Annotated in this window: 15 protein-coding genes; 12 read left to right on the plus strand and 3 right to left on the minus strand. The window is 72.3% G+C overall.

Annotated features, from left to right (window positions below):
- The first annotated feature begins 15 nt into the window (after positions 1-15).
- Positions 16-1,275: an LCP family protein gene (locus tag AB1046_RS22535; RefSeq protein ID WP_369371515.1), complete on the plus strand. Its 1,260-nt coding sequence runs from the start codon at positions 16-18 to the stop codon at positions 1,273-1,275.
- A 3-nt stretch (positions 1,276-1,278) separates the two neighbouring features.
- Here the strand turns inward: AB1046_RS22535 and AB1046_RS22540 are convergent, their stop codons facing one another.
- On the minus strand, positions 1,279-1,884 hold the full coding sequence (locus AB1046_RS22540) for a LysE/ArgO family amino acid transporter (RefSeq protein ID WP_369371516.1): 606 nt from the start codon (positions 1,882-1,884) through the stop codon (positions 1,279-1,281).
- Positions 1,885-1,981: 97 nt separating this feature from the next.
- Positions 1,982-2,875, minus strand: coding sequence for a LysR family transcriptional regulator ArgP (locus AB1046_RS22545; protein ID WP_369371517.1), 894 nt, complete (start codon positions 2,873-2,875; stop codon positions 1,982-1,984).
- A 90-nt stretch (positions 2,876-2,965) separates the two neighbouring features.
- On the opposite strand from AB1046_RS22545, the gene AB1046_RS22550 reads away from it, so the two are divergent.
- Positions 2,966-3,583, plus strand: a complete 618-nt coding sequence (locus AB1046_RS22550; protein WP_369375811.1) for a LysE/ArgO family amino acid transporter — start codon at positions 2,966-2,968, stop codon at positions 3,581-3,583.
- 21 nt (positions 3,584-3,604) lie between these two features.
- Here AB1046_RS22550 and AB1046_RS22555 read toward each other — a convergent pair whose 3' ends face one another.
- Positions 3,605-4,852 (minus strand): pyridoxal phosphate-dependent aminotransferase, encoded by a 1,248-nt coding sequence (locus tag AB1046_RS22555; RefSeq protein WP_369371518.1) that lies wholly within the window; start codon positions 4,850-4,852, stop codon positions 3,605-3,607.
- Between the two features lie 132 nt (positions 4,853-4,984).
- Between AB1046_RS22555 and AB1046_RS22560 the strand changes: the two genes are divergently transcribed.
- The 10 genes from AB1046_RS22560 to ftsE all read left to right on the plus strand — a co-directional run bounded on the left by AB1046_RS22560 (position 4,985) and on the right by ftsE (position 12,104).
- Entirely contained in the window at positions 4,985-6,367 is a 1,383-nt protein-coding gene (locus AB1046_RS22560; protein ID WP_369371519.1) for a CpaF family protein, read from the plus strand.
- Positions 6,367-7,224 carry a type II secretion system F family protein gene (locus AB1046_RS22565; protein ID WP_369371520.1) on the plus strand — a complete coding sequence of 286 codons (858 nt, stop codon included), beginning with the start codon at positions 6,367-6,369 and terminating at the stop codon, positions 7,222-7,224. Before AB1046_RS22560 ends, AB1046_RS22565 begins: the two co-directional genes overlap by 1 nt.
- Entirely contained in the window at positions 7,221-8,138 is a 918-nt protein-coding gene (locus AB1046_RS22570) for a type II secretion system F family protein (protein ID WP_369371521.1), read from the plus strand. The genes AB1046_RS22565 and AB1046_RS22570 overlap by 4 nt, the downstream gene beginning before the upstream one ends.
- Positions 8,139-8,172: 34 nt before the next feature.
- The gene (locus AB1046_RS22575; protein WP_369371522.1) at positions 8,173-8,322 is read left to right on the plus strand and encodes a hypothetical protein; all 150 of its coding nucleotides are present in this window, start codon (positions 8,173-8,175) and stop codon (positions 8,320-8,322) included.
- On the plus strand, positions 8,319-8,702 hold the full coding sequence (locus AB1046_RS22580) for a TadE/TadG family type IV pilus assembly protein (RefSeq protein WP_369371523.1): 384 nt from the start codon (positions 8,319-8,321) through the stop codon (positions 8,700-8,702). Before AB1046_RS22575 ends, AB1046_RS22580 begins: the two co-directional genes overlap by 4 nt.
- 37 nt (positions 8,703-8,739) lie before the next feature.
- The gene (locus AB1046_RS22585; protein WP_369371524.1) at positions 8,740-9,147 is read left to right on the plus strand and encodes a pilus assembly protein; all 408 of its coding nucleotides are present in this window, start codon (positions 8,740-8,742) and stop codon (positions 9,145-9,147) included.
- Complete coding sequence (locus AB1046_RS22590; RefSeq protein ID WP_369371525.1) at positions 9,144-9,587, plus strand: hypothetical protein; 444 nt, start codon at positions 9,144-9,146, stop codon at positions 9,585-9,587. Before AB1046_RS22585 ends, AB1046_RS22590 begins: the two co-directional genes overlap by 4 nt.
- Before the next feature lie 17 nt (positions 9,588-9,604).
- A complete protein-coding gene (locus tag AB1046_RS22595; RefSeq protein ID WP_369371526.1) occupies positions 9,605-10,012 on the plus strand; it encodes an ankyrin repeat domain-containing protein in 408 nt (135 codons plus the stop codon).
- A 56-nt stretch (positions 10,013-10,068) separates the two neighbouring features.
- A complete protein-coding gene (gene prfB / locus AB1046_RS22600; RefSeq protein ID WP_369371527.1) occupies positions 10,069-11,178 on the plus strand; it encodes a peptide chain release factor 2 in 1,110 nt (369 codons plus the stop codon).
- 149 nt (positions 11,179-11,327) lie between these two features.
- Complete coding sequence (gene ftsE, locus AB1046_RS22605) at positions 11,328-12,104, plus strand: cell division ATP-binding protein FtsE (protein WP_369371528.1); 777 nt, start codon at positions 11,328-11,330, stop codon at positions 12,102-12,104.

The following is a 12,104-nucleotide window of genomic DNA, read 5'->3' on the forward strand; positions in this document are numbered from 1 at the left end:
CGTAGCTGGCGCAGGATGCTGCTGCTCCGCGGCGTCACGATGAGCCTCATCGGGGTGATGGCGTTCGGCTCCGCGGCGGCCGCGACGGCGTATCACAACGCGATCTCGCAGATCGACGTCCAGGACCTCGACGGCCTGGTCGCCGAGCAGGTCGAGCCGGAGGACCCGTCCGACCCGTTCAGTGACCAGCCGGTCAACCTGCTCCTGATGGGCACCGACATCCGGGACGGCACGAACGCCGACATCGGCGGCACGGTCTCCGGCATGCGCTCGGACACCACGATGCTGGTGCACATCTCGGCGGACCGGCAGTGGATCGAGATCGTCTCGTTGCCGCGAGACGCCTTCGTGGACATCCCGTCCTGTCAGCTACCGGACGGTAGCCAGTCTGCGCCCCACCGGGACAAGTTCAACGCTTCGTTCAGCGTCGGGAGTGGCGGCACGGATCTCATGTATGCCGCCGCCTGCACGATCAACACCGTCAACGCCCTGACGGGCGTCACCGTCTCCAACCACGCCGTCGTCAAGATGAACGGCGTGATCGAGGTGGTGGACGCGATCGGCGGCGTGCGGATGTGCCTGCCCGAGGCGCTGCACGGTAACCCTGCATCGGCGCGCATCGACCTGCCGGCGGGCGAGAACATCCTCGACGGCAATACCGCCATCCAGTTCCTCCGCGTCCGCAAGGGCACCGGCATGGGGCTCGAGATGGGCAGCGACCTGACGCGCATCGCGCGGCAGCAGGCGTTCATCAACGCGCTGCTGCGGCAGATCCTGTCGGCCGAGACGCTCGCCGACCCGACCAAGACCTTCCGCCTGATCAACGCCGCGCTCGGCTCCCTGAGCGCCGACCCCGCCATCGCCAACCCGGCCAGTGTCGCTGGTCTCGCGTGGTCGCTGCGAGAGATCGAGCAGCGCAACATCATCATGACGGAGGTCCCGGTGTACGACACCACCGAGGGTGGTGTGGGTGGCTTGGGCTACCTGCCGGAGGCCAGTGAGATCTTCGCGCGCCTCGCCGCGGACACCCCGTCGGACAGTGTGGTGCTGCCCGACGAGGAGCCCTCCGCCTCGCCGAGCGCGAGCGGCGGGGAAGATGCCGCGGGCGAGACCGGCGGCGAGGATCCCCCCGCGGACACGGGGGACCCGGCGGATACGGGCGAGACGGCAGGCACCGGCGAGGAGACCGGCACTGACGACGGAGGTACTGAGGAGCCGGCGGAGCCGACCCCCAGCCCGAGCCCGGAGGTACTCCTGGAGGGCGTCTGCGCCTGACCCTTAGCCGTTGAGGATCAGCGACGCCGCGACGACCAGCATCGTCACCGCGACGACGCTGTCCAGCACGCGCCACGCTCCGGGCCGCTCCAGCAGTGGCGCGAGGTAGCGCGCGCCGTAGCCGAGCGCGACGAACCAGGCAGTGCTGGCGATGCAGGCGCCGAGCCCGAACCACCAGCGGTTGTCGCCGTGCGTGGCGGCGAGCCCGCCCACGAGCACCACGGTGTCGAGGTAGACGTGGGGGTTCAGCCAGGTCAGGGCCAGCGTCGTGGCGACAGCGGTACCCACGGTCCGGGTGGTCATGCTGTGCCGCCCCATGACGACGTGCTGGCCCTTCCACGCGCGCCGCGCCGCCAGGCCGCCGTAGACCAGCACCACGACGGCGCCCACCCAGCGCGCGACCTCGATCACGTGCGGCGCGCTCTGGATCAGGGAGCCCAGGCCGCCGACCCCCGCCGAGATGAGCACGAGGTCGCTGACGGCGCAGATGCCGGCGACGAGGCCCACGTGCTCCCGGCGCAGCCCCTGGCGGAGGACAAAGATGTTCTGCGCCCCGACTGCGACGATGAGCGACAGACCGAGGGCCATGCCAGCAAGGGCGGAAAGCATGACTGAACGGTAGGAACTCGGACAGCGGATGTCCGGTTCATGATTCGGAAGTGCGGTAGGCCGGAAACAAGGTTAATGATGGGGGTACGTCCAGATTTCACGCCGGAAGCAGCTCGCGCGTTGCTTCTTTTCTCAGCGCCGTCGTGACCCGGTCGAGCACTGCCGACCGCAGCTTCCACTGCTGGAGGTGCAGCGGCACGTCGACGATCGCGTCGGGCTCCAGCAGCGTGATGCCACCACCGGCCGTGGACAGGAGCCCGCCGATGGACGGGCGGTCCAGCAGCATCCCCCAGCCCAGGCCGAGGCGGATGGTCTCCTCGTACTCGACGGTGCTCGGCACGTGGTGCCGCGGTGGTCGCGCGCGCGGCGCGCGGTCGCGCAGGTAGGCGTCCTGCAGGTCGTCGGTCCGGTCGAAGACGACGACGGGCGCCACGGCGAGCGTGTCCGGCGTCGGGCCCTGGGGGAACCAGCGCTCCGCGAAGGCGCGCGTGCATGCCGGGCGGTACCGCATGATCCCGAGCGGAATGCTTCGGCAGCCCTGCACCTGAGCGGTCTGCGAGGTGACCGCCGCCATCACCACGCCCTCGCGGAGCAGGTCGGCGGTGCGGCTGTCGTCGGCGCGGTGCAGGTCGAACGTGACCCCATCGACCTGGGCGAGGGCGGGCAGCACCCAGGTGGCCAGGGAGTCCGCGCTGACCGCCAGGGGCACCGTGACGAAGCCGCTGCCCGCGTCCTCGGTGCCGAGCTCCGCGGCGACTTCCGCGCCCAGGAGCTCGGTCTGCCGGGCGAGGCGCAGGAGTGCCTGGCCCGACGCCGTGGCGCCGACCGGCCGCGACCGGCGCACGAGCACGCTTCCCGCGGCGCTCTCCAGCGCACGGATGCGCTGGCTCACGGCGGACGGTGTCACGTGCAGCGCCTGGGCTGCGGCGTCGAACGAGCCCTCGGCGACCACGGCGGCGAGTGCTTCGAGCTGGCGGGAGTCCCATCGCATCCCCCAATTCTGACCTATCTTCAGTTCTGCTTAGGCACCCTGAGAAACATGAACTGGTCTTCAGGCCGCGGGCTGCCTAGCGTGATGGCCATGCTCACCCTGATCGCCGGACTCGGATTCGGTCTCTCGCTCATCGTCGCCATCGGCGCCCAGAACGCGTTCGTGCTGCGCCAAGGGCTGCGCCGCGAGCACGTGGGGATCGTGGCGGCGATCTGCGCCGTGTCCGACATCGCGCTCTACGCGGCGGGCGCAGCCGGGTTCGGGCCCCTGGTCGAGCGGTGGCCCGACGCCGTGGTGGTCGTGCGCTGGCTGGGCGCCGCCGTTGTGCTCGGATACGGGGCCATGGCCGCGTGGCGCGCCGTGAAGGGCGACACGGCGCTCGCGGCCGCCGACGACGGAGCCCTGGGCGACAGCCCGGGCCGGCGCCTCAAGCCCGTTGTGCTCACCACGCTGGCGCTCACCTGGCTGAACCCGCACGTGTACCTCGACACGGTGGTGCTGCAGGGCTCGGTCGCCGCCGCCTACGGCGACGAGCAGTGGTGGTTCACCGCCGGGGCGATGATCTCCAGCGCCGCGTGGTTCGCCGGTCTCGCGTACGGCGCCCGGCTCCTGGCGCCCGTGCTGAAGCGGCCCGGCGCGTGGCGGGTGCTCGACGGCCTGATCGCGCTGATCATGCTCGCCGTGGCCGTGTCGCTGCTGGCAGGCTGAGACGGGCCGTCCCGGACGCCGCTAGCTCGGCGGGATCCCCAGGCCGGCCAGGCGGGTCGCCGCCTCGCGTAGCACCTCGGTCTTCTTCACGAAGGTGAACCGCACGTGCGACGCCAGCGCCTGCGCCGTCGGGGAACCGGGACGGCAGAACGCCGCCGCCGGGATCGCAACCACGCCGGCGAGCTCGGGCAGGCGCCGGCACAGCTCGACGCCGTCGCGCAGGCCGAGCCGGCCCAGGAGGCCCGAGGCGTCGGCCATCACGAAATACGTGCCGGCCGGCCGCGTGACCGTGAAGCCGGCCGCCTCCAGGCCCGCGCACAGGAGGTCGCGCCGGTCGGCGAGGGAGGCGGCCAGGTCGCGCGGGGTGTCGTCGTCGGCCAGCGCCTCCGCGATGGCGGGCTGGAACGGCGCACCCGACGTGTAGGTGAGGTACTGCTTGATCGCGCGCACCGCCGTGACCAGGTGGGCCTGCCCGTGCACCCAGCCCACCTTCCAGCCGGTAAAGGAGAACGTCTTGCCCGACGACGAGATGGTCAGCGTCCGCTCCGCCATGCCCGGCAGCGTCGCGAGCGGGATGTGCTCCGCGCCGAACGTCAGGTGCTCGTAGACCTCGTCGGTCACGACTATCGCGTCGTGCTCCTGGGCCACGGCGGCGACCGCCGCCAGCTCGTCCTGCGTGAGCACCGTCCCGGTCGGGTTGTGCGGCGAGTTCAGCAGGATCATCCGCAGGCGCGGCGAGGCCGCAGCGCGGAGCGCGTCGACGTCGAGCCGGAAACCGTCCGGCCCAGGGACCAGGGGGGCGGTGACGTGCGTGGCGCCCGACATGCCGATCGCGGCGGCGTGCGAGTCGTAGAACGGCTCCAGCGTGAGCACCTCGTCGCCCGCGCGGGTCAGGGCCAGCACGGAGGCCGTCAGGGCCTCGGTCGCGCCCGTGGTCACCAGCACCTCGGTGTCGGGATCGACATCCAGCCCGTAGTGCCGCTTCTGGTGCTCCGCGACGGCGCGGCGCAGCTCCGGCACCCCGTCACCGGGCGCGTACTGGTTGCGGCCCTCCTCGATGGCCCGGATCGCGGCCCGCTTGACGTACTCGGGCCCGTCGACGTCGGGGAACCCCTGGCCGAGGTTGATCGCGCCCGTGCGCACCGCCAGCGCCGACATCTCGGCGAAGATCGTGACGGCGACGCTGCCGTCGTCGGCCAGCAGGCCTGCGGCGCTCGCGGTGTCCTGCCAGCGGTCCCGGCCACGGCCAGCTGAGTTCTGAGCGTTCATGGCCCCGAGACTATCTACCTCATCGAGCGGTCTGACGTTATCCACAGGCTCTCCTGCACGGGCGCGGCCGAACGCTTAATCTCGCTGAGGGCCCTCGGGAAGGGGGCGCGGGGCGAAGCCGGGGGGCAGAGCATGTCCGATCACGACGGTGTCGCGATCTTGGTGGAGGAAGTGCGCGAGCTGGTGCGGCGCAGGGGGCTCGACCCGATCGGTGACCGGGCCGGGCTGTCGGAGCTCGTCACCGATGCGGTCGGCGACTACACGACGCGGGCGAGCGTGGGGGCCGTGCCGCCGCTCGCCGACGCCGAGGCCGTGGCCCAGGTCGTGACCGACGCCGTCGGCGGGTTCGGCCCGCTGCAGCCCTACCTCGACGACCCGGAGATCGAGGAGGTCTGGCTCAACGCCCCGACCCACGTCTACGTCGCGCGGCGCGGGGTGGCCGAGCTGACCAGCACTGTCCTGACCGCGGAGCAGGTGCGGGACCTCGTGGAGCGGATGCTCAAGACCTCCGGGAGGCGGTTGGACCTATCGAGCCCGTTCGTCGACGCCCGCCTGCCCGGTGGGGAACGCCTCCACGTGGTCATCCCCGACATCACGCGCAGCAGCTGGGCCGTGAACATCCGCAAGCACGTGGTGCGGGCTCGCTCGCTGGGGGACATGGTGCGGCTCGGGTCGCTGACCACCCAGGCCGCGACCTTCCTCGACGCCGCGGTGCGGGCCGGGCTGAACGTGCTGGTATCCGGCCAGACGCAGGCCGGCAAGACGACGATGCTGAACGCCCTGGCCGGGTCGATCCCGGGGACCGAGCGGGTCATCTCGGCCGAGGAGGTCTGGGAGCTGCGCCTCCCGGTCCGTGACCACGTGGCGCTGCAGACCCGCCCGGCGAACCTCGAGGGCACGGGTGAGGTGCCGCTGCGGCGCCTGGTCAAGGAGGCCCTGCGGATGCGCCCGGACCGTCTGGTGATCGGCGAGGTGCGCGAGGCCGAGGCGTTCGACCTGCTCATCGCCCTGAACAGCGGCGTCCCCGGGATGTGCACGCTGCACGCCAACACGGCGCGCGAGGCGGTCGCCAAGATGACCACGCTCCCGCTGCTCGCGGGGGAGAACGTGACCGACCGGTTCGTCATCCCCACCGTGGCCTCCGCGGTGGACGTCGTGGTGCACCTCGGCCTGAGCCGCTCGGGGGATGGCGTGGTCCGGCGCCAGGTACGCGAGATCGTCGCGGTGACCGGCCGGGTCGAGGAGGGTCGCATCGAGACGGCGGGGCTCTTCGACCGGGACGCCGACGGCGACCTGCGCCGCGGCGACGGGATGCCGCCCGGCGAGGACCGGTTCGAGCGCGCTGGGTTCGACGTCGGAGCGCTGCTCGCCGACCACCACGCGGTACCGCAGGGCGGCCGTCCCGGGCCCTGGGCGGCGGCCGTCACCCGGGCCGGCACCACCGCCGGGGCCGGCGCCGGGCCCCGGGCTGGCGCCGGGCCACGGGCGGGCGCCGGGCCCTGGGCGGTGCGCTGATGGGCGTCGTGGTGGGTCTGCTCCTCGGCGCAGGCGTGTTCTGCATCTGGTGGTCGTTCTGGACCCCGACACCGCGCCCCACCGGCCGGGTCACCTGGCAGCTGCGCACCCGGGACCTGTTGACCCAGGCCGGTGCGCCCTCCATCACGCCGGCGATGCTCGTCGGCGCCTGCGCGGTGCTCGGCCTCGTGACCCTGCTCCTGGCACTCGCCCTGACCCGCTCGCCCGCCATCGCCGCCTGCTTTGCCGCGCTGGCGACGCCCGGTCCCGTGCTGCTCGTGCGCGCGCGGGCCCGGAGTCGCCGTAGGGCATTGCGCGAGGTGTGGCCCGAGGCCGTGGACCACCTCGCCTCCGGGGTGCGGGCCGGGCTGTCCCTGCCCGAGGCCGTGGCCCAGCTGGGGCAGCGTGGCCCGGCCGAGCTGCGCGAGCCGTTCGGCCGCTTCGCCCACGACTACCGCGCCGGCGGCCGGTTCGGCGATGCGCTCGACGCGCTCAAGGAACGCCTCGCCGACCCCGTGGCCGACCGCATCATCGAGGCCCTGCGGCTCACCCGCGAGGTCGGCGGGCAGGACCTGGGCCGCCTCCTGCGGACCCTCAGCGGCTTCCTGCGCGAGGACGCAGCGACCCGCGGCGAGCTGGAGGCGCGGCAGAGCTGGACGGTCAACGGGGCCCGCGTGGCGGTCGCCGGGCCGTGGGTCGTGCTCGCGCTGCTCTCCACCCGGCCCGAGACCGCCGCCGCGTACGACTCGCCCGCCGGCATCACGGTCCTCGTCGCCGGCGGCCTCTGCGCCCTGGTCGCCTACCAGCTGATGCTGCGGATCGGGCGCCTGCCCGCAGAGCGCAGGGTGCTGCGGTGACGGGCTGGGCGGCGGGAGCGCTCGCGGGCCTCGGCGTCGCGCTCGGGATCCTGATGGTGCTCGCCCGGCTGCGGGCGCGGGCCATCACGCTCGACGAACGGCTCGCGCCGTACCTGCGCCCGCGCGACGCCACCTCGACCCTCCTGCGCGAGGTCAGCCGCACCTCGACGGTGGTCCGCCTACTCGGCCTGCACCAGATCGGCGCGCGCCTCGAACGGTTCGGCTCGCCCCGCGAGGAGGTACGACGACGTCTCGACCGCGCCGGGTCCGCCGAGTCGGTAGACCACTTCCGGGCCCGGCAGGTCGTGTGGACGGTGGCCGGGCTCGCGGTCGGCCTCGGGCTCGCGCTGTTGCTCGCGGCCACCCGCGGGGCCGCGGTCGTCCCGCTGGTGGCGCTGGTCGCCGTAGCCGGCGGCTGCGGCTACGTGGCGTGCGACCAGGCCCTGACCCTGCGGGTGCGCCGGCGCGAGGAACGACTGCTCGCCGAGCTGCCGACGATCGCCGAGCTCCTGGCCCTGGCCGTCGCCGCGGGGGAGAGCCCGCCCGCGGCCCTCGAACGCGTGGCCTCGACGGCACACGGCGAGCTGGCCGGCGAGATCCGGCGCACCGTCGCCGAGGTACGAGCCGGAGCGCCCGTGACCACCGCCCTCACGGCGCTCGCGGACCGGTCCGGGCTGCCGCCCCTGGCGCGGTTCGCCGAGGGAGTGGTCGTGGCGCTGGAACGCGGCACTCCCTTGGCCGACGTCCTGCGCGCACAGGCTAGCGACGTCCGCGAGGCCGGCCGCCGCTCCCTCCTGGAGGCGGGCGGTCGCAAGGAGATCTTGATGATGGTCCCGGTCGTTTTTCTTGTGTTGCCCGTGACCGTCGTCTTCGCCGTCTTTCCCAGCCTGGCCACCCTGCGGATCGGGCTCTGACGTGACCCGGCGACACCCGACGAGAGGAAAAAACATGCGCGACGACGAACGGGGCGACGTGCCCGGTTGGGTATTGGTAACACTTATGACGGCAGGCCTCGTGGTAGCGCTCTGGGCCTTGGCCGGCCCGCTGCTCGAGGACGCGTTCCGCCAGGCGATCGCCAGCGTCACGGGCCAGGGGTGAGCCCTGGCCGGCCGGAGCACGGCTCCGCTGCGGTCGAGTTCCTCCTGGTGTCGATGCTGGTTCTAGCGCTCCTGCTCGGGGTTGTCCAGGTGGCTCTGGCCGTGCACGTGCGGTCTCTCGCGATCGATGCGGCGGCCGAGGGTGCCCGCGTGGCGGCGCGCGCAGACCGAGGCCTGGCCGACGGCGTAGCCCGTACCCGGGCACTCCTGGCCGAGGCCCTGACCACCGACTACGCCCGCGACGTCACCGCCGGCCACACCGTGCTCGACGGCGCCGCGGTCACCGAGGTCACGGTCCGCGCGCCGCTACCCGTGGTCGGGCTGCTCGGGCCGGGCGGGACCCTGACGGTCCAGGGCCACGCGCTGGAGGAGGCACCGTGACGCAGCGGAGCCGGCACCCGGCGAGCAGGGTTCTGCGATGGTCGAGTTTCTCGGCGTCGCGCTGATCCTGCTGATCCCGCTCGTCTACCTCGTGGTGACGCTGGGCCGCGTACAGGCCGGCGCGTTCGCCGCCGAGGGCGCAGCGCGGGAGGCGGTCCGCGCGATGGTCGCCGCCGAGTCGTCGTCGGCGGGCACCGCCCGCGCCGAGGCGGCGGTGCGGATCGCCCTGACGGATCAGGGCTTCGCGCGCGACGCCGGTGCGCTCACCCTGGAGTGCTCCGCATCCCCGTGCCTGACGCCGGGCGGCGCGGTGGCCGCAGTCGTGCGGGTGGAGGTGCCCCTGCCCCTGCTGCCCGAGGCCGTGCGCGGCTGGGTGCCGCTGTCCGTTCCCGTGGAGGCGGCCCGGACCGGAACCGTCGACCAGTACACGCAGGCGCGGCCGTGAGCGCCGCCGACTCGGAGCGCGGCCGGATCATGCTGCTCACCTCGGCCTTCGTCGCGTTCGCACTGATGCTCGTCGCGGTGGTCGCCTCCGCGAGCGCGGTCCACCTGGACCGCAAGGCGCTCTACGACATCGCGGACCTCGCGGCGGCCGATGCCGCGGACGCGATGTCTCCGGACGCCTTCTACACGGGCGTCGGTGCGCCCGCTGATGGCGCCCCGCTCACGCTGTCCGACGCCGGGGTGCGCGCCGCCGTCGAGCAATATCTCGCCGAGTACCCGCCGGGGCTGCCCGTGCGGGTGACCGGGGCGTCGTCGCCGGACGGGCGTTCGGCGCGGGTGGCGCTCGCGGCCGTGTCCCGGCCACCGCTGCTGCGCTGGTTCACTGACGCGTTCGGCGGCGGGATCGTGGTGTCGGCGTCGTCGACGGCACGAGCCTGGTGAACCATTAGGTTGGGGCCATGAGCGAGCCGGACGTGAACGAGCACAACAACGACCCGGAGGAGGGCACGCGCCTCGAGCCGCAGCAGCTCTTCGACCTCGCCCGGCAGGGTGCGGACGTGCTGCTGGACCTGGTGGACGCGGGTTTGCCGGTGGACCTGACCGACGAGTCGGACAACACGCTGCTGATGCTCGCCGCATATCACGGGCATGCGGAGCTCACGGCGGGGCTCGCCGAGCGCGGCGCGGACGTGAACCGGCTGAACAGCAAGGGTCAGGCGCCGCTCGCGGGGGCGGTCTTCAAGAACGAGGCGGACGTGATCCGGGTGCTGATCGAGCATGGTGCGGACCCCGACGCCGGTACCCCGAGCGCCCGGGCGACGGCGCAGATGTTCGGCCGCGACCTGCCGGAGCCCGGGGCGCGCTGAGGTACCAGCGCATATACGGGCGCCGGGCACCAAATGCGCGGGTAACCTTGAACATCGTGGCAACCAACGACTTCCCCGCAGAGATCAAGGCGCTCCGCGCCACCCTCGAGTCCATCGAGGCCGTGAGCGACCCCACCGCCCTGCAGGCGAAGATCGCGGAGTTGTCGGAGCAGGCGTCGGCCCCCGACCTGTGGAATGACCCGGATGAAGGCCAGCGGGTCTCCTCCGCGTTGTCGGCCTCCCAGGCGGAGCTGAGCCGGGTGGAGAAGCTGGGCGCCCGCATCGACGACGTCGAGACGCTCGTTGAGCTCGGCCACGAGATGGACGACGCAGACTCGCTGACCGAGGCGGAGGAAGAGGTCGCCAAGATCCGCAAGGATCTTGCCGCCCTGGAGGTGCGCACCCTGCTGAACGGTGAGTACGACTCCCGTGAGGCCGTCGTGACGATCCGTGCGGGCGCGGGCGGTGTGGACGCCGCCGACTTCGCCGAGATGCTGATGCGTATGTACCTGCGCTGGGCCGAGCGGCACGGCTACCCCACCAAGGTGGGCGACACCTCCTACGCGGAGGAGGCCGGCCTCAAGTCGGCGACCTTCGAGGTCAACGTGCCCTACGCGTTCGGAAACCTCTCCGTCGAGGCCGGCACGCACCGCCTGGTGCGCATCTCGCCGTTCGACAACCAGGGTCGTCGGCAGACGTCGTTCGCGGCGGTCGAGGTCATCCCGCTGATCGAGCAGACCGACCACGTCGAGATCCCGGAGTCGGAGCTCAAGATCGACGTCTACCGCTCCTCGGGCCCGGGCGGGCAGTCCGTGAACACCACGGACTCCGCGGTGCGCATGACGCACATCCCCACGGGCCTCGTGGTCGCCATGCAGAACGAGAAGTCGCAGATCCAGAACCGCGCGGCGGCCTACCGCGTGCTCCAGTCGCGCCTGCTGCTGCTGCGCAAGGCGGAGGAGGCGGCCACCCGGAAGGAGATGGCCGGCGACATCAAGGCCAGCTGGGGCGACCAGATGCGCTCTTACGTGCTGCAGCCGTACCAGATGGTCAAGGACCTGCGCACGGAGCACGAGTCGGGCAATCCGCAGGCGGTGTTCGACGGTGCGATCGACGACTTCATCGAGGCCGGCATCCGCTGGCGCCGCGGCGGTTCGTCGAGCTGATTGTCGAGTCGGGCCAGCGATCGCCGTAGGCGAATTGCGGCTTCTCGGTAAGTTTGACCAACTTTGGCGCGTTGCTGTCCTGGACAGGGTGAGGTTTGTCGGCGTGTCTCCCCGACACGCCACCCGGTCACCCACCTAGTCTCGGGCTCGTGATCAGGTTCGAGAACGTGTCGAAGGTCTACGCGCGCGGCGCACGACCTGCCCTCGACCAGGTCTCCGTGGACGTCGAGCGTGGCGAGTTCGTGTTCCTCGTGGGGGCTTCGGGCTCGGGCAAGTCGACGTTCCTCTCGCTGGTGCTGCGCGAGCAGCGGCCCACGCGTGGCCGCGTCTATGTGGCAGGGCGGGACGTCGCGAACCTCTCGGGGTGGCGCGTGCCCACGCTGCGCCGTCAGCTCGGCGTGGTGTTCCAGGACTTCCGCCTGCTGCAGAACAAGACGGTTCACGAGAACGTGGCGTTCGCTCTGCAGGTGATCGGCAAGCCCCGCCACGTCATCCGGGACACGGTGCCCGAGGTGCTGGACATGGTGGGCCTGGCCGGCAAGGGCAAGCGGATGCCCACCGAGCTCTCGGGCGGTGAGCAGCAGCGCGCGGCGATCGCGCGCGCCATCGTCAACCGCCCGCAGATCCTCCTGGCCGACGAGCCGACGGGCAACCTTGACCCGACTACCTCGCTGGGCATCATGCGCCTGCTGGACCGCATCAACCGCACCGGCACCACGGTGGTCATGGCGACGCACGACGACGAGATAGTCAACGAGATGCGCCGCCGCGTGGTCGAGCTGTCCGACGGCGTGGTGGTCCGCGACGAGGCGCGTGGCGGGTACGGCGAGCGCGAGGCGATCCTGCCCGACGTCGGTGCGTCGCCCGTGCTCGACTCCCCGGGCAGCGGGACGCGCGCACCGGTCCAGACGGTGCGGGGAGGCTGA

The sequence above is a fragment of the Promicromonospora sp. Populi genome, assembly GCF_041081105.1.
Classification (GTDB): Bacteria; Actinomycetota; Actinomycetes; order Actinomycetales; family Cellulomonadaceae; genus Promicromonospora.